We start from the raw sequence: 22,486 nt of genomic DNA, 5'->3' as shown, positions 1-22,486 counted from the left end.
GTCTGCTGCGTTTTCAAACTTCAGTCAGCAGAAAATAACAAAGTTTACGGCAAAAATTAATGAGAGACCAAGAAAGAAATTGAATTTCTCAACACCAAAGGAGTGCTTTTATAAAAACATTTCGTAATTTTGCACTTGCTTGTTGAATTCGCGAATACTTCTTTTTCCATCACCTCGTTAATTATCCATAATTATAAATACATTTATTATAAGAGTATTTATAATTTTTGTAACTTTGCGCCATCACTTATAAAAAATTGACTATGGATATACCCTTTATTTATGGAAGACTCGCTGAGAAAGAGAGTCTTATCGACAGAGTAGAAGACCGAAGGGAACTGAAAAATTTCCTTCGCCACGGCATCAACGTCATCTTGGTATCTCCAAGAAGATGGGGAAAATCTTCGCTTGTCAGAACCTCTATGGAAGAATTAATGCAGGAAGAATCCAAGACAAAGGTTTGCTTCATGGATGCCTCCAAGATTCATACAGAGGAAGAATTCTACAACAAATTTGCCTCCATCGTGATACAAGGAGTTTCTTCCACATTGGAACAGAAATTATCTGACTTGGTGAAATTTATCAATCGTTTTACCCCAAGCATCACGATAGCTTCCGACCCAATGAATAGCGTAGAGGTCAACCTAAAGGTGAATCCTGTAAAGGAAAGTCCTGAAAACATTCTGCAACTCCCCGAAAGGATAGCCGAGGCTAAAGGCATCAAGATTATCGTCTGCATCGATGAGTTTCAGCAACTCGCCAACCTGCCAAAATGGAAGAACCTTGAAGCTATGCTGAGGGCTGAATGGCAGTTGCAGCACCATACCACCTATTGTCTCTACGGCAGCAAGATGCACATGATGAAAGATATTTTCAACAAGGCGAACAGTCCTTTCTTTAAGTTCGGACAACTGATGAACCTGAAGAGAATAGCCAAGGAATATTGGATACCATATATCATGAGCAATTTTAAGAAGACAGGAAAAACTATCTCTGAGAGCCAAGCAGAATGTCTATGCGAAAGAGTGAAGTATAACTCTTGGTACGTACAGCAATATTGCTTCTTCCTATGGTCACACACAGACAAAGAGGTGACGCAAAAACTCCTCGACAACCAGCTCCAACTGGTTTTGGACACCAACGAAGATTTGTTCTTGACAGAGATGGACGAGCTCACTCCCACCCAAATCGGCATGTTGAAAGCCATCGCTTCTGGCGAAAAGCACTTCAATGCCAAGGATGTTGTAGAGACGTATGGTCTGGGGCAGCCACAGAGCATCACACGTAACAAGAAAGTATTAGTAGAGAAAGATCTCGTTGAGAAACATCTTCAAGATTTCTCATTCGTCGATCCTGTCTTCGAGCTTTGGCTGAAGAGAGAATACAATATTTTACCATAATGGGAATAAAAGCAGCCAATAATCGCATTTTCGAGGAAAGAGATGAGGTAAACATCTCTCAAGATTAAGCAACAATTCATGAATCAGAACAATATCAGTGCCACAGAACTTTTCCAGCGGGTAAGGGAACTCCTGACGCTCCCCGACCTGGAACCGAAGACTCGCAACAAGATGATGCACGATACGCTCATCCTCTGTTGCCACGAAGGAGTGAAGGATACCAAACAGGCTTTCGGTAACCTTTTTTCCCAAGTGGATTATCTCTGTAAGGCCCGTGGCATCAAGGTGGCAGACAAGATTGCCATCCAGACCATGCGCCGACACAGCAATTCGCAGGAACCTCTTTCGGGCGAAGACCTGAAATATGATGCCCGTGCCCTCACCCTCTTCATCTCTGCCGTGTTTGAAGAGAGAATACCGCATGAAGTCAATGTACTCATCCCGCATATCAACCGTCCCTTCCAGAAGGGACTGGAAATCAACAACCGGCGCATCCGCTGCATTGTAAAGAACTGGGACAGCGACTTTATCCGTGTAGACATCGATCAGGATGCCGATGAAGAAGAGTATCTCGTGCGGTTGAAAGACGAAGAAAACCATATCGACCATACCTATCTTTGGGACCTGCTGAAGGAAGGAATGCAGCTCAATCTGCTCGACTGTCAGGTGAAGCAGCCCATCATCACCCCCCGACTCATCGTTGTAGAGCCCGATTATCTGGTAGATATCAGTAGTATTGCTACCTGTTTCACGGCTTTCGGTCACCATCCTCTGCTTTATCTATTAAACCTGATGAAGCCCCGTGCCAACACCCAGGCAACCCTGCTCGGTAACTTTGCCGGTGCTGCGCTCGACGACATCATCAACTCACACGGCAAGTATCAGGTGAACGAAACCGTGAAGAGCAACTTCCGGGAGAAAGCCCTGGAGTTCTGTACCTGTCCCTGGTTTGACGCCAAGAAGTTTTATACCGATGCCAGCCTGCAGGCATTCAATCTGCAGCAGGTAGTGGATATTCTCTTTCCGCGTACCGCATCGCAGGCAAAGATGTCAGCATTCCGAGGCGAAAGTCTTTACGACAGGAAGAAAGCCATCCTGGAGCCTTCGTTCGTATGCGAAGCTCTGGGCATACAGGGACGTGTAGACCTGATGACCACCGACTGCAAGCTGCTGGTGGAACAGAAATCAGGACGCAACATGAATATCGAAACCCATCAGGTAGATCCCGCTTATCACAGTTATCAGCTGGAGCCTCACTATGTACAGCTCCTGCTCTACTATGGCGTGTTACAGCACAACTTCAAGCTGAGCAACGACCGCGTGAATATCCGACTGCTCTACTCCAAGTATCAGCCGCAAGACGGATTGATGGTGGTAGCTTACTACCAAAAGCTCTTCAAGGAGGCCATCGAATACCGCAACCAGCTCGTTGCCGCCTCCTTCGAGATAGCCAAGGAGGGATTCGAGCATACACTGAATGAATTTACCCCCGAAGTTTTGAATGTGGCAGGTACCCAGGATTTCTTCTACAACAAGTATCTGAAACCACAGATAGAAGCCATCACCAACCCGCTCCACGACCTTTCTCCACTGGAGGAAGCCTACTTCTGCCGCATGATGACCTTTGTCTTACGGGAACAGATGATCAGCAAGGTGGGCGCACAGGAAGGAACGAACACATCGAGTTCTGACCTCTGGACCATGCCGCTCACCGAGAAGAAGGATGCCGGCAATATCTATACCGACCTGCACATCATCCGAAAGGAACAGAGCAGCGCAGGAAGTGGATTTGATACCATCACCCTCAGTGTGCCCGACCAGGGAAAGGACTTCCTGCCCAACTTCCGCATCGGCGACATGGTGTATCTCTATACCTACAAGCTGAAGGAAGAACCCGACGTGAGAAAGGCTATATTATATAAAGGTGTATTGCAGGAGATTCACAGCCATGAGATAGTAGTGCATCTCACTGACGGACAGCAAAACGCCGATATCTTCGAAACGAACCTGCCATACGCCATCGAACACGGAACGAGCGATGCATCGACCGGTGGAAGCATCCGCAACCTGCACCAGTTTATCTGTGCTCCAAAGGAGAAACGCAACCTGCTGTTGGGACAACGTGCTCCGCAAAGAGATACTTCGCTGGCATTGACCAAACATTACGACAATGTCTTGGACGATATCATCCTCCGTGCCAAACAGGCGCAGGATTACTTTCTGCTCGTAGGGCCTCCGGGAACAGGAAAAACCAGTCGTGCCCTGAAGTTTATGGTAGAAGAAGCATTGAACGACGGAACGGGAATGCCTACAGCAGAAAGCATCGCCACCGGAGGCAAGACAGCTCAGCAACCCGCTTCCTCCATACTCCTGATGTCGTATACCAACCGAGCCGTAGATGAAATCTGCGAGATGCTGGTAGATTCCGGCATCCCATTCCTGCGTCTGGGCAGCGAATACTCCTGCGATGAACGGTTCCGCCCTTATCTGATAGAGAAGGCTATCAGCGACTGTCCGAAGCTCGAAGCCATCAAACAATATATAATAGGTACGCGCGTAATCGTAGGAACTACTTCGATGATGACTTCCAAGCCGTTCATCTTCACCCTGAAGCACTTCAAGCTTGCCATCATCGACGAGTCGAGCCAGATATTGGAGCCAAATCTCATCGGGCTCCTGTCTGCCGTGGATAAGTTTATCCTCATCGGCGACTATAAGCAGTTGCCTGCCGTAGTGCAGCAGAGCGAGAAGGATTCTGCGATTCCTACCATCCATGACAGCCAGAAGAATGGAGTTGTAGACATGAGTCTCTTACAGGACATCTGCCTCACCAACTGCCGCAGTTCCCTCTTCGAGCGCCTGATTCATTGGGAAGACCACGAGGAACGCACGGACTTTATCGGCATACTTCGCCGTCAGGGAAGAATGCACCCGGAGATAGCCGAGTTTCCGAACCGGATGTTCTACCGCCGGGAGAAACTGGAACCCGTACCTTGTCCACACCAGTTGGAAGAGGAACTGTCCTATACCCTCCCATCAGAAGATGCGCTCGATGACCTCCTGAAGGAACATCGCATGATCTTCCTCCCATCTCAGTTCTGCAAAGAACCGAATGTATCCGACAAGATCAATGCCAACGAAGCAGAAATCGTGGTAGACATGCTCCGTCGCATCCACCGTTTCTATGGCGCACAGTTCGACCCGCAGAAGACCGTAGGCGTCATCGTACCTTATCGCAACCAGATAGCCATGGTACGCAAGGGCATCGAAAAACTCGGCATCCCGGAACTGGAGAAGATCAGCATCGATACCGTGGAACGCTATCAGGGCAGCCAGCGAGATGTCATCATCTACAGTTTCACCATCCAGAACATCTGGCAGCTCGACTTTCTTGCCGGCAACAGTTTCGTAGAAGACGGTGCCATCATCGACCGCAAGCTGAACGTAGCCATCACCCGAGCCAGGAAGCAGATGATTATGACTGGCAACCCGGAGATATTACGCAATAATCAGATTTTTAGCGAATTAATGGAGTATGTGAAGGAAAAAGGAGGTTATTTTTAAAATTTCATCCAAAAAGTTTGGTGATACGGAAATAAAGTCCTATCTTTGCAATCGAATTATAAACATAAGGATAAGAAAGAGACACATATAAGTATAGGATTCCGGTGCTCCACTGGCACTGGAATTCTTTATTTTTTATGCCTCTAAGAACATATTATTAATAACATTAAACAACAAGAAAAATTATGGCTTACATGTCACAAGAAGGCTACGACAATCTCGTAGCTGAGCTGAAACAGCTCGTATCTGTAGAGCGCCCTAAGGCATCAGCCGCAATTGCTGAAGCCCGCGACAAGGGTGATTTAAGTGAGAATTCTGAGTATGATGCCGCTAAAGAGGCACAGGCTCATCTGGAAGATAAGATCAATCGCCTGAAGCTCACCATTGCCGAGGCCAAGATTATCGATACCAAGCAGCTCAGCACCGACAGCGTGCAGATCATGTCGAAGGTAGAGATGACCAACATGGCTAACAAGGCAAAGATGACCTATACCATCGTGAGCGAGAGCGAGGCAAACTTGAAGGAAGGCAAGATTTCCATCAAGACTCCTATCGCACAGGGATTGCTCAACAAGAAGGTAGGTGAGATTGCAGAAATCAAGATTCCTCGCGGCACCATCAACCTTCGCATCGACAAGATTTCATTTGAATAAAACGGAATAAAAGGAACTATCATATCGGCAGCAATGCCCGTATGACGGTTCCTTTTATGTTATATGTAAGCCTACCCGATATACTCTACAGAAAATGAAAGTAGCCGATGCAACGACATCAAAAAGAGAATAAGATAATATGAATTGTAAATTATAAATTATTAATTATAAATTGATTAGCGATTATGGCAAGCATTTTTTCAAAGATTGCAGCAGGAGAGATTCCTAGCTACAAGTGTGCAGAAAGCGACAAGTTTTATGCTTTCCTCGACATTAGCCCTATCGGCAAAGGTCATACCTTGGTGATTCCCCGTAAGGAGGTTGATTACATCTTCGATATGGAAGACGAAGACCTGGCTGAGTTTGAGGTTTTCGCCAAGAAGGTAGCCAAGGCTATCAAGGCAGCCTTCCCATGCAAGAAAGTGGCGCAGGTTGTTTTGGGTCTGGAGGTTCCTCATGCCCATATCCACCTCATCCCAATGAACAGCGAAGCTGATGTCAATTTCCGCAAGGAGCACCTCAAGCTCTCTGAGGAAGAGTTCAAGGAAATCGCTGATAAGATTTATACTGAATTCCAGAAATTGTAGAATGTGTGTAAACCACACATCCGCTTATAAAGTAAAAAATGAGCTGCAGAGGGTTGCAGCTCATTTTTCATACATATTATATTTATTTGACTAAATCGCCCATTAAATAAAGTCTTCACCTCGCTTCATCTGCACCTCGTTCACATATTTGCGAACCAATGCGGAAGAATCCTCCTTCCTGCAGACGAGCAGCACATTGTCTTTCTCGGCAACGATAAAACCATCAAGCCCGTTCAATACGGCAAGCTTGCCCTTTGGCAACTTAATCACATTGTTGTGGCAGTTCTCCATCATCACATCGCTGTCTATCACCACGTTATCGTCATCGCTCTTCTGCATCGCCTCATAGATACTGTGCCATGTTCCCAGGTCAGCCCATCCGAAATCACACTTCATCACGCATACATCCGAAGGCTTCTCAAGGATTCCAAAATCCACAGAGATATTAGGATAAGAAGAAAAACTCTCCTTCATATAGGCATTCTCCGTCTCGATGCTAAACTCCGGATACTGCTTGTCGTAATCACGGAGCACAGGAGGCAGAATCTTACAGAAACACTCTCTCAGATGCTTTACATTGCTCAGGAAGAGACCAGTATTCCAATAAAACTCCCCACTCTCAACGAATATCTTGGCAAAATCACGCTCCGGTTTCTCCGTAAAGGATTGAACCTGATACATATTGTCACAAAAGACATCGCCCATCTGAATATATCCATAACCCGGTTCAGGACGGGTTGGCTTCACTCCCATGGTAAGGAACCGGTCGTTCTCTGCTACAAAAGCCAAGCCTTTCAGCACATTTTCCCGGAAAGCTTCCTCGTTGAAGATAGCCTGGTCTGAAGGAGTGGTAATCACACAGGCATTGGGATTTATCATGGAAATGCGATGATTGGCCCATGCCATGCTCGGAGCCGTATTACGATGAATAGGCTCTGCCAAAATGTTATCCATAGAAACTTCTGGCAACTGCTCCTTAATCAAATGTACGAATTCCTCGTTCGTATTGATATATATATGATCAGCAGGAACAATCTTTGCCATTCGGTCGTAGGTTTGCTGCAACTGAGTACGTCCTACTCCAAAGAAATCGATAAATTGCTTCGGATAGTTACTGCGGCTGCAAGGCCAAAGTCTACGTCCTTTTCCTCCTGCAAGTATCACACAATAGTAGTTATTTACGTTAACCGTCATATTTTGATTCATATGTTTGCAGTTTTTAAATTAAATTTCCAACTGTAAAATTAGAAAATATATTTGAATGCGCCAAAGTTTTTCTCTTAATTTAAGATTGGAGGGGGCAAATACAACAATATTTTAGCCTTTTGGCACGCAGAATGCACTTTTTTCGAAAAAAAGTTCTCAAAAAGTTTGCCAGTTCAAAAATTATTAGTACCTTTGCAACCGCAAATAAGCCAAGTGCTATTTGCCCAGATGGCGGAATCGGTAGACGCGCTGGTCTCAAACACCAGTGGAGCAATCCATCCCGGTTCGATCCCGGGTCTGGGTACAACAAGAAGGTTGATAGTCTTTTGATTATCAACCTTCTTTCGCTATATACATTATCCATCCCCTGCTTTCATGAAAAAGTATCTGCTAAAGCTGGAAAAAACACAAAAAGTTAGGATTATTTCATTCCGACAGATTTCCCAACAATCTCAAAAACACCCTTCACCCTTCACCAACATAACATAAAGCACTATATATAAGGCACTTATAACGGTGAAGGGTTTCATCAACTCTTCACCACTCTTCACCCACCCTTCACCTTTCTGCTTTTGGGTTTCCATTAAGGCTTGCTCCAAGGCTTCTATTATGAGTGGCTTTAAGCTTCTATTAAGCTTGGCTTAAGCCTTCTTTGAAGACGATTTAAACCTTATTTGAAACTGGTTTAAGCCTTAGATAAAGTTTACGTGGGGCTTAATTGAAGGTTACGTAGAGCCTAGTTGAGATTTACATGGGGCTTAGTTGAAGTCTTATTCCTATTCCCAGAGTAACAGAATCCTCCCTTTAAGCAGTTCAAAATTCTGCTGAGGTGAAGGGTGGTGAAGGGTGGGTGAAGGGTTGGCGAAACTCTTCACCACTCGCAACCCCAGTGTTTATCGGGGTTTCAGGCGAAAAGGTGAAGAGTGAAGAGTAAAATCGAGAGTAGCTTTTTTCGCAAGCAAAACTACTCAACCTACTGCCAGAATGCACCTAGTAAATGACAGAGATAGACCTGATGGAATCTTTCTCCCGACGTATTATTTCTTATCTGCCAATGGCAAAAAAATGCCCGCCTAGGGGCAATATTGTGCCATAGTAAGACAGAAAGCGAAACGTCCCCTTTTACAACCAGCTAAGACTATTGCGACTTTTTCCTACTGAAAACGTTTGCGATGTTTTATAGGCATAATCTGATACTTTCGTTTGGTGAAATCAGATATTATTCATAAATTTGCAGACGGAAGCTAACAATGATTTATAAAACAAACAAAAACATAATTACAGTCATGAAGAAAATTTTTAGCATGGTTTGTGCTTGCTTGCTGGCACTCAGTGCCCAGGCAACCGACATCAAGAAGTATGATGCTCTGTATGAGAATCTGCCATTCCAGATGGAAAAGGTGACCCGTCCACAGTTCCCAGCCAATGAGGTAAACCTCAAGGACTTTGGTGCTATTGGCGACGGTTCTTCTCTCTGTACCACAGCCTTTGCCAAGGCTATCGATGCGCTCACCCAGAAAGGTGGCGGTAAACTCGTTGTGCCACAAGGCGTATGGTTCACAGGTCCTATCGTATTGAAGAGCAATATCAACCTGCATCTCGAAAAAGGTGCAGTCATCCTTTTCTCACCAGACGATGCCCTCTACCCTTTCGTAGATACATCATTCGAAGGTTTGAATACACGCCGCTGCCAGTCACCTATCTCTGGTCATAATCTTACCAACGTGGCAATTACCGGTCAGGGCTGCATCGACGGAAACGGAGAATACTGGCGCCCTTTGAAGAAGCAGAAGGTTACAGATGCACAGTGGAAGCAGATTACTTCTCGTGGCGGTGCTTTCAAGAGAGCTGACTACTGGTTCCCAACAGAGGGTGCATTGAAGGCTGACAACAGCGCCAACATGAATGTGCCTAAGACTCCAACTTCAGAAAAAGAGTGGAACGAGATCAAGCGTTTCCTCCGTCCTGTAATGATCAGTCTCGTAAGCTGCAAGAACGTTTGGCTCAACGGTGTTATCTTCCAGAATTCACCAGCATGGAACATTCATCCGCTGATGTGCGAGAACGTTCTTATAGAAGATGTATTGGTCCGCAACCCTTCATACGCCCAGAACGGTGATGGTCTTGACCTGGAGAGCTGCAAGAATGCACTCATCGTCAATTCTACTTTCGATGTGGGCGATGACGGTATCTGTATCAAGAGCGGTAAGGATGCTGACGGAAGAAAGCGCGGCATTCCTTGCGAGAATGTCATCGTAAACGGCTGTACCGTATTCAAGGGCCATGGCGGTTTCGTTGTTGGTAGCGAGATGAGCGGTGGCGTAAAGAATATTAAGGTGAGCGACTGCCAGTTCCTCGGTACTGATGTGGGGCTCCGTTTCAAGAGTACACGCGGTCGTGGTGGCGTAGTAGAGAATATTTATATCGACAACATGTCAATGTTTGATATCCAGACCGATGTCATCACCTTCGATCTCTATTACGGTGGCAAGTCTGCCGTTGAAGTTCTCAACGATGGCGACGAGGCTAAGAGTCAGAAGGTACAGAAGTTCAAGGTAGATGAGACAACTCCTTGCTTCCGCAATATCGACATCAACCATGTCATCTGCCGCACAGCCCGTCGTGCCGCTTACTTCAACGGTCTCCCTGAGATGCCGGTAAGCAATATCCACATCAAGGATATGGAGGTAAACAATGCAGAATATGGCATCGTCATCAACCGTACAGATGGCGTGAAGCTCGAAAACATCAAGGTTAGTGCAAAGAACCACGCCTTCGATGCCAAGAATTCAAAGAATGTAATTGTCAACGACAAGACATACAAGAAGATTGACGAAAAGGGTATTACTCTTGACTTCTAATATCGTCTTGATGATAAAAGACAGATTAGACATTCTCCGTATCTGTCAGAAAAAACGAAAAGGAGGTAAATACCAATCGACGGCATTTACCTCCTTTTCGTTTATAATAATCGACAGAAAAAACAGACTTTGTTTTAAAGGACCAAATCTGTAGCCTCTAATCCTTGAAATCTATACTCAATTCGCCAGTACCTAAAAGATTGTAACTCATGCGATGATATGGAGTGACTCCAAATTCCCTGATGGCAGCACGATGTTTCTTGGTAGGATAACCCTTGTTGCCTTTCCAGTCGTACTGCGGATATTCTTCTGCCAGCGCATCCATGTAATCATCACGATAGGTCTTGGCAAGGATGCTTGCCGCAGCAATTGCCAGATACTTGCCGTCTCCCTTTACGATGGTTGTATAAGGCAAATCCTTATAAGGCTTAAACCGGTTACCATCCACGATGACAGCCTCTGGACGAACCTTGAGCTGGTCCAGGGCACGGTGCATAGCCAGGAAACTGGCGTTGAGAATATTGATTTTATCGATTTCTTCAGGCGTAACAATGCCCACAGCCCAAGCTACGGCATCACGCTCTATCTGCTCACGGAGCGCCTTGCGCTTCTTGTCGGTGAGCTTCTTACTGTCGTTCAAATCGGCATTCTGATAATTAGGAGGAAGAATGACGGCTGCAGCATAGACGCTACCCGCCAAGCATCCACGGCCAGCCTCATCACAGCCAGCCTCTATCATATCCTTATAATAATGACTTTCCAACATATTATTTATTCTTGATGATACATCATATTATTAAAGCAAAGGCTTCAAGCCTTCCCATTTCACATTCCAATTGCCATCCTGCGGGAATCCCGGATTAGGATGAATACTGCCGTCCCAGCCGGCACACATCATGGCTACAGCCATCAACAAACCGCCATTGCCAGGAAGATAAAGGCGCAAACGGGCATCCTGATAGTTATGACCGCTTACCAAATAGGTATTCTTCTGCTGGTGCATCAGTAAAGCACCTACTGCATTCTCAGGTTCTCCCATGCGGGCAGCTCCCATTGCCATCATCGAATAATCCCAGCCCCAGGAAGTATTCCACTTCCAGTTCTTCCAAATCCATTGCTCGGTCTTCTTCATCTTGGCAAAATCAATCATTCTACTATTATATGGGAACAGACCGATGGCACCCATCACGGCTGGATGATCACTGAACATGCGAACCTTGGTATAGGTATCAGGCTCGGTCTCTGCAGCAAGGTATAAACTGTCCTTGGATGCAAGAGGAGAGATCTTGGCAATGATATCGTCCCAATGAGCATCACGAGCCTTACCCAGTCGTTCACGCCATTCCTGCGCAATCTTCAAGGCACAATGCCACTGACTGAGCTCGAATGGAGGATTAACGGTTGTAGCGGCAGGTAAGGTTTCCTGGGCAGCAATACAACCGCGAAGAATATAACGGTCTTTCTCCTTATCATATTCTGCAAAGTCGCCCATAAATTCTGCTGTTTCATCGACCAGTTTCGCATATTTCTGCAAGATGGCAGGCGAAGGATTGGCACGATAAAGCAATTCTGCCAGATAAATGAGGTGTGGCTGTTGCCAAATCAGGAAACTTCCTACACTTGATGGAGCCTCACCAGCACCAGGATCGGTCATCTTCATCCATCTTACTCCCTTGAATCCCTGTCGCTGGGCTATCTTGCGGGCATTCGGCTCTGCCTTGAAATACCAGGATAAAGAACGCTCCAACAATTCAGGATGTCCCCACAAGGCAAATTGTGCCTGATGCCAGAGAATCATCTCCAAATGGAACTTGCCAAACCAGGAATTATAAGTAAGACCGGTTTCCTGTGGAGGAGTGTCACCTGCATCCTGAATAGCCAGCAGGTATTGGCTCAACACTACACGGCGCTCCATCTCCTGAGCACGAGGATCCTTACACTGTCCGAAATCCACCATTGCTCCCTTCTGCCAATAGCTATTCCAATAAGCCTTGGCTGCATCCGCAACCTCAGCAAAAGTCTTGCTCTCAGAAGATAACTGCTCTGCATATTCACAGGTCAATTTCAAGTCAGCAGACTTTGACTGCAGCTGATAGAAATTCTTGCCTTTCTGCTTGAGTTTGGCTATACCCTGCCATCTCAATATCACGAAATAGACGGTTTCATCGATAGTTCGTTTCAATACGGCAGAATTCTTATCTTGTGAAACAAGCATTGTGGAATGAAGATGATCTTTATTCCAATCGCAAGCATCGTCACAATGACCGCCTGTAGGATAAGCAAAACGGATATCAAATGCGATAGGACCTTTGGACTGGACGTGAGTAGCAATCATATCCAGCTCAGGATGACAAGTGGTCTCCACCTGATAAGCACGACCATGATAAATAAAGCTGCTCTTAATCATTCCATCCCACATGTCCAAAATTTGGTTTACCTGCTGTATATTCTTAGGATCAGCCCCCAGAGAAAGTCCCAATGTACCCAAATGCAGACGATGAGGATTGACACGATACCAATCTCCTGCTGCCTTCTTTCTCTTATCTTCCTTTATCTGGGTAGCGTATGGCTCCTTTCTTCCTCTTCCATAATCATAATAACGCCAACTTTCTTCCTGTTTATAATTCTCAGGATTGGTAAACGAATGCCAGCCCCAATCGCTCATCGTACCCAAAGGAACGCCCTTGGAATAAGACTTAGGGAATGACTGAAGACCAGTTCCATCTACAGTCATGGCAAAGCCACCATTACCCACAGACAAGGAATTCAGCGAATCCATCGTCACCACATGAGGATTATTCCTCTCTACTACTTGTTTTCTATCAATATTCTGAGCTGAAAGGCTCAAGGAAATCAACAGAAAAGTACTTAATAATATTCTTTTCATTTGTTTGTTTTTAGGTTGTTTATTTTAATATAAAAACAATAATTCCCCAATTCCATCATAGAAATGGGGAATCATTATATATAAAAGCTTTTAGAACATCTGAGAAACGCGTTTTACGCCTGCTACAAGCGCATCAACCTCCTCCTTGGTATTGTACAAGGCAAAGCTGGCACGAACAGTTCCCAGAATGCCATAACGGTCCATCAAAGGCTGAGCACAATGATGACCGGTACGGACAGCAATGCCCAGACGATCGAGCAATGTTCCCATGTCCATGTGATGAATATCACCAACCAAGAAGCTGACAACGGCATCTTTGCCCTCCTGCTCACCAAAAAGTCTGATTCCATCGATAGTTCGCATCTGCTCCATGCAGTAACGGGTCAATTCCTGCTCATGCTTGGCAATGTTATCCATGCCGAGTGCAGAGACATAATCGATGGCCTTTGCCAGACCATGGGTAGCTACATAATCAGGAGTACCAGCCTCAAACTTGAATGGCAACTTCTCGAAAGTAGTCTTCTCGAAACTTACGCTCTCTATCATTTCACCACCTCCCTGATAAGGAGGCAACTTGTCGAGCCATTCTTCCTTGCCATAAAGCACACCGATACCGGTAGGACCATAGATTTTATGACCGCTGAAAGCGAAGAAATCGCAATCCATGTCCTGCACATCCACAGCAAAGTGAGGAGTACTCTGAGCGCCATCCACCATCACAGGCACACCGTGCTCATGGGCAATCTTAATCATCTTTTTTACCGGATTCACCGTACCGAGCACGTTGCTCACTTGGGCTATGCTCACGATTTTGGTGCGTTCGGTAAATAAATTGGCGAATTCATCGAGGTTAATCTCACCTTTATCATTGATAGGAATCACACGGATGGCGATTCCCTTCTTGGCAGCCTGCAACTGCCAAGGCACGATATTGGAATGATGCTCCATGGTAGAGATAATCACCTCGTCGCCCTCGCTCATAAATGCATCGCAGAACGATGAAACCACAAGATTCAGACTCTCTGTAGTACCTCGGGTGAAGATGATTTCCTCAACCTTCGGCGCATTGATAAACTTGCGCACAGTCTCACGGGCTGCTTCATGAAGATCGGTAGCCTGCTGAGAGAGATAGTGCACACCACGATGCACATTGGCATTCACATTGAGATACTCGTCGCGCATGGCATCGAGTACGCACAATGGCTTCTGTGTAGTTGCCGCATTATCCAAATACACCAATAGCTTATCATATACCGTTCTCGATAAAATCGGGAAATCTGCTCTTACTTGATTGATATCATACATAGTTTTAAGAACTTAGCTCCTTTAAAAGGATATTATCTACTTGCAAAGCTTGCAACCCTCGCACTTATTGAGTTCACCACGGAATCGCTTCTCTACGAGATGATGCAGGCGATCGCGCAATGGCTCCAGCTCCATCTTGTCGATGACTTCGTTGATAAATGCAAACTGAAGGAGCAACTTAGCCTCCTCACGGCTCACACCACGCTGCTGCATATAGAACAGGGCGGCATCGTTGAGCTGACCTACAGTACTACCGTGTGCACACTTCACATCGTCGGCATAAATCTCCAGCATCGGCTGGGTGAACATGCGGGCAGTCTTCGTAGCACAGAGGTTCTGGTTAGTTTCCTGCGAAGTGGTCTTCTGGGCACCATGACGAACCAGCACTCTGCCGGCAAAAGCACCACGTGCCTCACCATCGAGCACATACTTATAAAGTTCGTTGCTGGTACAATGACCCACCTGATGATCAATGAGCGTATTGTTATCTACCACCTGGTTCTTATCGGCAATCACACAACCATTGCAGAAGCATTCGGCTCCCTCGCCCTTGAACACGAGGTCGAGTCGGTTGCGGGTGATACCATTATGAAGGGTGATGACGTTATGGTTTACACGACTGTTAGCCTGCTGCTCAATATACACGTTGCTTACACGGCGGTTCTTGTAATGAGTCTCCTCCAGGCAATAGAGGTCGAGACTGGCATTCTCGCCTACGAATGCCTCGATAACCTGGGTTGCGAGGAAGTTCTTGTCATCGGCTGCATGGTCACAGAAGAGGAACTTAGCCTCAGCACCCTGTTCCATCACGATGAGTACACGTCGGTTTACCATCAAATCAACATCCGAACGGAGAATATTGATGACCTGAATAGTTCGCTCTACCTTTACATTCTTTGGAACATAAATCAGCAAGCCATCCTGTGCCAGGAATGTATTCAATGCGGTGATGCCATCTTCGTCGGTTTTGGCAATCTTAGCGTAGTATTTCCCGATGAATTCAGGGCTTTCTGCAGCAATCTTGCTCAAAGAATCCACGATTACGCCCTCCGGAAGCTCTACTTTAGGCAATGCTTTGTTATAAAAAGCATCGTTTACCACGAAGTAGAGCGAAGTGCTCAGATTAGGCACATCGCAGCGGAAAGCTTCGTATGGATCTACCGGAATTTCCAGACGGTTCAAGTTCAAGCCATAATCTGGCTCGAAGATGGCGCTCATATCTGTGTACTTGTATCTTTCTACCTTTCGGGAAGGGAAGCCCAGGCGACGGAAGTCCTCAAACGCAGCATCGCGCACCGCATTGAGCATCTCAGCACTGTTCTTCTTGATTATTCTCGAAGAAGACTGATACAAGTCTAAATATTGTTTTTCTGAAAGCATAGCCATCCTCCTTATTATTTCTCATCTACTTCAGCCTTGATCCAGTCGTAGCCACGAGCCTCAATCTCCTTGGCAAGTTCAGGACCGGCAGTCTTCACGATTCTACCCTTATAGAGAACGTGAACCACACTTGGCTTAATCATATCGAGCAGACGCTCGTAGTGAGTGATGACAATGGCAGAAGTCTTGTCGGTATGCATCTTGTTCACACCATCAGCCACGATACGCATCGCATCCACATCGAGACCTGAGTCGGTTTCATCGAGGATAGAGAGCTTTGGCTCCAGCATAGCCATCTGGAAAATCTCGTTGCGCTTCTTCTCACCACCCGAGAAACCTTCGTTTACAGAACGGCGAGCCAACTTGCTGTCCAATTCCACCAACTCGCGCTTCTCACGCATCAGCTTCATGAATTCGCTTGTATTCAATGGTTCCAAACCCTGATACACACGCTTGGCATTGATAGCCGCACGCATGAAGTTGGTCATGGATACGCCAGGAATTTCTACTGGATACTGGAAAGAGAGGAACAAGCCTTCACGGGCACGGTCCTCTGGCTTCATATCCAGAAGGTTCTTGCCGTTGAAGATAGCCTCGCCCTCTGTTACTGTATAAAGAGGGTTACCTGTGAGCACAGCGCTCAAGGTTGACTTACCGGAACCATTAGGTCCCATAATAGCATGTATCTCACCATCGTTGATAGTCAGGTTGATACCTTTCAATATTTCTTTGCCTGCAATAGTAGCATGCAGATTCTTTACCTCTAACATAATTTTAGTCAATTTTTATCGATTTCATCGAGAATTATGATAACTATCCTACGGTTCCTTCGAGTGAAACACTCAGGAGTTTCTGTGCCTCAACGGCAAACTCCATAGGCAACTTGTTGAGCACGTCCTTGGCATAACCGTTTACGATTAAGCCGACAGCCTCCTCGGTAGGAATGCCTCGCTGATTACAATAGAAGAGCTGGTCTTCTGAAATCTTCGAGGTAGTTGCCTCATGCTCGAACACGGCTGTGTCGTTATGGGCATCCATATATGGGAAGGTATGCGCTCCACAATCGCTGCCCAGCAACAAAGAGTCGCAGGAACTATAGTTGCGTGCATTGTCGGCATTGGATGTGGCCCGAACCAATCCACGATAGGAATTCTGGCTATGTCCTGCCGAAATACCCTTAGAGATGATAGTACTCTTGGTGTTCTTACCCATGTGAATCATCTTGGTACCGGTATCAGCCTCCTGATAGTTGTTGGTAACAGCCACACTGTAGAACTCAGCTACAGAGTTGTCGCCACGCAAGATGCAGGAAGGATACTTCCAGGTAATCGCAGAACCCGTCTCTACCTGAGTCCAGCTCAACTTAGAGTTCACACCACGCAAGTCGCCTCGCTTGGTTACCAGGTTCAGCACACCACCCTTACCATGCTCATCACCAGGATACCAGTTCTGAACAGTAGAGTATTTCACCTCAGCATTGTCCTTGACAATTATCTCGACAATAGCCGCATGAAGCTGATTCTCATCACGCATTGGCGCTGTACATCCCTCCAGGTAAGAAACGTAAGCATCATCATCAGCGATAATCAATGTACGCTCAAACTGACCGGTGTTACGGGCATTGATGCGGAAGTAACTGCTCAACTCCATCGGACAGCGGACGCCCTTAGGAATATAAACGAATGAGCCATCACTGAATACGCAACTGTTCAAGGCTGCATAAAAGTTATCACGATAAGGAACCACGGTTCCCAGATACTCTCTTACCAAATCAGGATGCTCCTTCACAGCCTCACCGATACTGCAGAAGATGACACCTTTCTCACGGAGTTTCTCCTTGAAGGTAGTCTTTACCGACACAGAGTCCATGATGGCATCTACGGCGGTACCGCTCAAAGCCAGACGCTCCTCCAGAGGAATACCGAGTTTATCGAATGTCTTCTCCAACTCAGGATCAATCTCCTTGTTCTTCGGCTTCTTTGCCAAAGGGTCAGCATAGTATGAAATCTCCTGGTAGTCAATAGGTGGCACGTGAACGTGTCCCCACTTTGGCTCCTTGAGCGTCTTCCAGTAATTGTAGGCTTTCAGACGAAATTCGAGCATCCAGTCTGGCTCTCCCTTCTTCTGCGAGATCAGGCGCACAACATCCTCGTTGAGACCCTTTTCTATGATTTCAGTATGTACATCGGTGGTAAAACCATACTCGTATTTCTGGTCTATCACATCCTTGACAACCTGATTCTGTTCTTTCTCTATTTCTGCCATTTTATTTAGAATAACCTTTCGTTATTTTAACCCTAAATAGGGATAAGCCGCTGAGGACTCATCCCTACCTTATTATATATAGGATAGAGCGAAAAGACAAATGAATTCTTCACTCTTCGTTCTTCACTCTTCACTTTATTAAAGTTTCTGCTCTACCTCAATCTCAGTGAAAGTCTCGATAACGTCGCCTTCCTGGATATCGTTGTAGTTGACGAGGCTCAAACCGCACTCCATACCGGTAACCACCTCCTTGACATCGTCCTTGTAACGCTTCAAGGCACCGATTTCTGCAGTACGGATTACGATACCGTCACGGATGACGCGAGCCTTATCCTTAGCGTGTACCTTACCCTCGGTAACGAGACCACCGGCAATAGTACCCACCTTGGAAATCTTGAAGGTCTGCTTAACCTCAACCTGACCGGTAACGATTTCCTTCTTCACCTTGTCGAGCATACCTACCATCACGCTCTTGATATCGTCGATAGCATCGTAGATGATAGAGTATGTGTTGATTTCAACACCCTCACGGTCGGCAGCCTTGCGAGCATCGGCAGATGGACGAACCTGGAAACCAACGATGACTGCATCTGAAGCAGATGCCAGCATCACGTCGTTCTCTGAAATCTGACCTACTGCCTTGTTGACAACGTTCACCTGAACCTTCTCGGTAGAAAGCTTGATGAATGAGTCGCTCAATGCCTCAACAGAACCATCGGTATCACCCTTTACGATGACGTTCAACTCGTGGAACTCACCACGTGCGATACGGTGAGAGATATCACCCAAGGTCAAGCGCTTCTGAGTACGCAAGCCCTGTTCACGCTGCAATTGCTCACGCTTGTTGGCGATTTCGCGAGCCTCCTGCTCTGTCTCGATTACGTGGAACTGGTCACCTGCTGTAGGCGCACCATTCAAACCGAGGATGATAGCTGGCTCTGCAGGAGCCGCTGACTTGATATTGGCATTACGCTCATTGAACATCGCCTTCACACGACCCCAAGAAGTACCGGCGAGAACAATATCACCAACCTTCAAGGTACCATTGGCAACCAATACGGTAGAAACATATCCACGACCCTTGTCAAGTGAAGACTCAATGATGGTACCTGTGGCACGACGGTTAGGGTTAGCCTTCAAGTCGAGCATATCAGCCTCGAGGAGCACCTTGTCGAGCAAATCGTGAACACCGATACCCTTCTTGGCACTGATTTCCTGGCACTGATACTTACCACCCCACTCCTCAACGAGCAGGTTCATGTTAGCCAAGTCCTCACGGATACGGTCTGGGTTAGCCCCTGGCTTATCAATCTTGTTGATAGCGAATACCATTGGCACACCGGCAGCCTGAGCATGGGCGATAGCCTCCTTGGTAGTAGGCATCACGGAGTCATCGGCTGCGATGATGATGATGGCGATATCGGTAGCCTGAGCACCACGGGCACGCATGGCGGTAAACGCCTCGTGACCTGGAGTATCAAGGAATGTAACCTTGCGACCGCTGTTCAGAGTCACACTGTAGGCACCGATATGCTGGGTAATACCACCCGCCTCACCGGCAATCACATTGGTATTGCGGATATAGTCGAGCAAAGAGGTCTTACCATGGTCTACGTGACCCATCACGGTTACGATTGGAGCACGAGGAACCAAGTCGTTCTCATCATCCTCTTCCTCGCTCACGGCTTCCTGAACCTCTGCACTTACGTATTCTGTCTTGAAGCCGAACTCCTCAGCCACCATGTTGATGGTTTCAGCATCCAGACGCTGGTTGATAGAAACCATGATACCTACACCCATCAGGGTAGAGATAACCTGAGTAACGCTGATATCCATCATCGTAGCCAACTCGCTAACGGTAACGAACTCAGTGAGCTTCAGGGTCTTGCTTTCCTTCTGCTCCTGACGAGCCTGATCCTGCAACTTCTCCTGAACTGCCTCACGCTTCTCCTTACGATACTTAGCACCCTTCTTGTTCTGGCTCTTGCTGGTCAAACGGGCAAGAGTCTCCTTAACCTGGCGTGCTACAGCCTCGTCGTCCACCTCTATCTGGCGCTGGTTGCCGCGGTTGTTGTTATTGCCCTTATTATTATTGTTATTATTATTTCTGTTCTTGTTTCTGTTCTTTTTGTTGCCACCATTATTACCTCTATTCTGGCCATTACCACCATCGCCATTATTATTCTTTGCTTCGGCATTGATGTCAACACGCTCTTTGTTAATACGAACACGCTTCTTACGCTCGCTGTGCTGCTGAGCCAATTTTTCCTCACGTTCCTTACGGCGCTCCTCCTTAGACTTCTTCTTAGGACGAGTGCTCTGATTCAAAGAAGAAAGGTCAATCTTGCCTAACACCTTAGGTTCGTTAGAAGACATTTTCTTCTCACTTTTCAAAGTAAAGACACTAGAGCCCCCTAAAGCTACAGCAGTCTGATCCTGCTGAGTCTTGTTATCAACCTTAGAAGGTTGGTTGTCTCCCTTGTGATGTGCAGCTTTCTGCTGATTGTGGCCATTCTGCAGCCCCTTAGATTCATGCGATTTTGCCTGTTGTGTTTTTTGCTGATTCTCCTGTTTCATATTCTGTTTATGTTGAGAGACATTCTGTTGTCTCTTCTCATCCTTATTTTCAGCCTTTACTATCTCTTTATTAGGCGCAGGACTGACGGCAGCAGTCTCTTGCTCATGCACCTCTGGCTTATCAGCAACAGACTGAACAGCAGATTTCTTACCGAGACTATCCAAGTCGATCTTGCCCAGCGGCTTATACTGCTGTCTGCCCGACTCCAATACGTTCTCGGAACGATTGTTCTTCTGTTCTGGCGCACGTTTCTTATCCTTAGTTTTTTTGGTAAAGAGCTTCTCTGCCTGATCACGAACTTCCTTATCTTTGCTAAAGGCATCATTCAATGCCTGATACTGCTCATCGCTGATTTTGAAGCTCGGTTCAGCCTTCACCTCTCCCAGTTCTTTTTTATTTTCAAGGAATTCAACTGCCGTTTGAAGACCTATATTTAATTCACGTAGTGCTTTATTTAATCTGATGCTCATATATATTTATTTATCTCCTATTTAATTTAATTAGATTCCCAGCAAGCACTAGCAAGCTAGGGAATTATTGTTCGAATTCGGTACGCAATACATTGATGACATTGTCGACAGTCTCTTCCTCCAAATCTGCCTTCTCAATCAACAAGTTGCGTGGAGCATTGAGTACTTGCTTAGCTGTATCGAGACCAATGCCCTTGATGGCATCAATCACCCACTGGTCAATCTCATCAGAGAATTCATCCAAGTAGATATCCTCATCAGCTTCATTATCATCCACTTCGCGGAATACATCGATAGTATACTCTGTCAGCATGGAAGCCAACTTGATGTTCATACCGCCACGACCGATAGCCTTGCTCACCTGATCAGGCTTCAAGAACACTTCAGCCTTTTTGTTCTCATCATCGATGTTTACAGAAGTAATGGCTGCAGGAGCCAAAGCACGCTGAATGAACAGTTTGGCATTGTCAGTATAATTGACAACATCAAGATTCTCGTTGTTCAATTCACGTACGATACCGTGAACACGACTACCCTTCACACCGACACAAGCTCCAACTGGGTCGATACGCTCATCAAAGCTTTCAACAGCAATCTTTGCGCGTTCTCCAGGAAGGCGAGCAATACGACGGATAGCGATCAAGCCCTCTGCAATCTCAGGAACTTCAGCCTCCAACAAACGCTGCAAGAAAGCAGGAGCTGTACGGCTCAAGATAATCTTAGGATTATTGTTATCATTATCAACGCGGTCGATGACTGCACGAACGGTCTCGCCCTTACGATACATATCGCCAGGAATCTGCTCTGTCTTAGGCAAGATAAGTTCATTGTTCTCATCGTCTACGATAAGTACCTCACGCTTCCAAACCTGGTAAACCTCACCAGAAATGATCTGTCCTACACGATCCTTGTACTTATTGAAAAGAGAATCGTGTTCCAACTCAAGAATCTTAGAAGCCAAAGTCTGGCGAAGAGTCAAGATAGCACGGCGACCAAACTTATTGAAATCAACCTTCTCACTTACATCCTCACCTACCTCGTAGTCAGGCTCAATCTTGCGCGCCTCAGTAAGTGTTATTTCCTTATTTTCGTCCTCTACTTCACCGTCAGCAACAACAACACGATTGCGATAGATCTCGAAATCGCCCTTGTCAGGGTTAACGATAACATCGAAATTCTCATCACTACCGAAAATCTTAGCAAGAACGTTGCGGAAACTTTCCTCCAACACACTTACCAATGTAGTACGGTCGATATTCTTGGTTTCTTTAAACTCGCGGAATGTATCAATCATACTCGCTGTAATTTCCTGATCTTTTTTAGCCATAGC

Annotated in this window: 14 protein-coding genes and 1 tRNA gene; 6 read left to right on the top strand and 9 right to left on the bottom strand. The window is 46.2% G+C overall.

What is annotated here, in order from left to right:
- The first annotated feature begins 263 nt into the window (after nt 1-263).
- The 4 genes from ACTQ53_RS02970 (at nt 264) to ACTQ53_RS02955 (ending at nt 6,204) form a co-directional block, all read left to right on the top strand.
- A complete protein-coding gene (locus ACTQ53_RS02970) occupies nt 264-1,400 on the top strand; it encodes an AAA family ATPase (RefSeq protein WP_441931959.1) in 1,137 nt (378 codons plus the stop codon).
- Nucleotides 1,401-1,478: 78 nt separating this feature from the next.
- Nucleotides 1,479-4,964 carry a DEAD/DEAH box helicase gene (locus ACTQ53_RS02965; RefSeq protein ID WP_441931958.1) on the top strand — a complete coding sequence of 1,162 codons (3,486 nt, stop codon included), beginning with the start codon at nt 1,479-1,481 and terminating at the stop codon, nt 4,962-4,964.
- A 185-nt stretch (nt 4,965-5,149) separates the two neighbouring features.
- Nucleotides 5,150-5,617, top strand: a complete 468-nt coding sequence (gene greA / locus ACTQ53_RS02960; RefSeq protein ID WP_294968804.1) for a transcription elongation factor GreA — start codon at nt 5,150-5,152, stop codon at nt 5,615-5,617.
- A 185-nt stretch (nt 5,618-5,802) separates the two neighbouring features.
- Nucleotides 5,803-6,204 (top strand): HIT family protein, encoded by a 402-nt coding sequence (locus tag ACTQ53_RS02955; RefSeq protein WP_294968801.1) that lies wholly within the window; start codon nt 5,803-5,805, stop codon nt 6,202-6,204.
- A 102-nt stretch (nt 6,205-6,306) separates the two neighbouring features.
- On the opposite strand, the gene ACTQ53_RS02950 is transcribed toward ACTQ53_RS02955, so the two are convergent.
- Nucleotides 6,307-7,398 carry a sugar phosphate nucleotidyltransferase gene (locus ACTQ53_RS02950; protein WP_294968799.1) on the bottom strand — a complete coding sequence of 364 codons (1,092 nt, stop codon included), beginning with the start codon at nt 7,396-7,398 and terminating at the stop codon, nt 6,307-6,309.
- Between the two features lie 234 nt (nt 7,399-7,632).
- On the opposite strand from ACTQ53_RS02950, the gene ACTQ53_RS02945 reads away from it, so the two are divergent.
- Nucleotides 7,633-7,714, top strand: a tRNA-Leu gene (locus tag ACTQ53_RS02945).
- A gap of 982 nt (nt 7,715-8,696) precedes the next feature.
- Nucleotides 8,697-10,271, top strand: a complete 1,575-nt coding sequence (locus ACTQ53_RS02940) for a glycoside hydrolase family 28 protein (protein WP_441931956.1) — start codon at nt 8,697-8,699, stop codon at nt 10,269-10,271.
- 157 nt (nt 10,272-10,428) lie between these two features.
- Here the strand turns inward: ACTQ53_RS02940 and ACTQ53_RS02935 are convergent, their stop codons facing one another.
- The 8 genes from ACTQ53_RS02935 to nusA form a co-directional block, all read right to left on the bottom strand.
- A complete protein-coding gene (locus tag ACTQ53_RS02935) occupies nt 10,429-11,037 on the bottom strand; it encodes a ribonuclease HII (protein ID WP_294700346.1) in 609 nt (202 codons plus the stop codon).
- Between the two features lie 30 nt (nt 11,038-11,067).
- Nucleotides 11,068-13,158, bottom strand: coding sequence for a hypothetical protein (locus ACTQ53_RS02930; RefSeq protein ID WP_441931955.1), 2,091 nt, complete (start codon nt 13,156-13,158; stop codon nt 11,068-11,070).
- 90 nt (nt 13,159-13,248) lie between these two features.
- On the bottom strand, nt 13,249-14,463 hold the full coding sequence (locus ACTQ53_RS02925; protein ID WP_294968790.1) for a cysteine desulfurase: 1,215 nt from the start codon (nt 14,461-14,463) through the stop codon (nt 13,249-13,251).
- A gap of 36 nt (nt 14,464-14,499) precedes the next feature.
- Nucleotides 14,500-15,843: a Fe-S cluster assembly protein SufD gene (gene sufD, locus ACTQ53_RS02920; protein ID WP_441931971.1), complete on the bottom strand. Its 1,344-nt coding sequence runs from the start codon at nt 15,841-15,843 to the stop codon at nt 14,500-14,502.
- A 14-nt stretch (nt 15,844-15,857) separates the two neighbouring features.
- Nucleotides 15,858-16,613 (bottom strand): Fe-S cluster assembly ATPase SufC, encoded by a 756-nt coding sequence (gene sufC, locus ACTQ53_RS02915; RefSeq protein ID WP_294968788.1) that lies wholly within the window; start codon nt 16,611-16,613, stop codon nt 15,858-15,860.
- Nucleotides 16,614-16,656: 43 nt separating this feature from the next.
- Nucleotides 16,657-18,108, bottom strand: a complete 1,452-nt coding sequence (gene sufB / locus ACTQ53_RS02910; protein ID WP_022120773.1) for a Fe-S cluster assembly protein SufB — start codon at nt 18,106-18,108, stop codon at nt 16,657-16,659.
- Nucleotides 18,109-18,246: 138 nt separating this feature from the next.
- Entirely contained in the window at nt 18,247-21,156 is a 2,910-nt protein-coding gene (gene infB, locus ACTQ53_RS02905) for a translation initiation factor IF-2 (RefSeq protein ID WP_441931953.1), read from the bottom strand.
- A 64-nt stretch (nt 21,157-21,220) separates the two neighbouring features.
- Complete coding sequence (gene nusA / locus ACTQ53_RS02900; protein ID WP_153122273.1) at nt 21,221-22,483, bottom strand: transcription termination factor NusA; 1,263 nt, start codon at nt 22,481-22,483, stop codon at nt 21,221-21,223.
- Nucleotides 22,484-22,486 lie beyond the last annotated feature (3 nt).

The organism is Prevotella sp. Sow4_E9_plate, from assembly GCF_052116205.1.
GTDB lineage: Bacteria > Bacteroidota > Bacteroidia > Bacteroidales > Bacteroidaceae > Prevotella.
The sequence above is the reverse complement of the archived record's forward strand: the minus strand, read 5'-3'. Positions and strand labels throughout refer to the sequence as shown.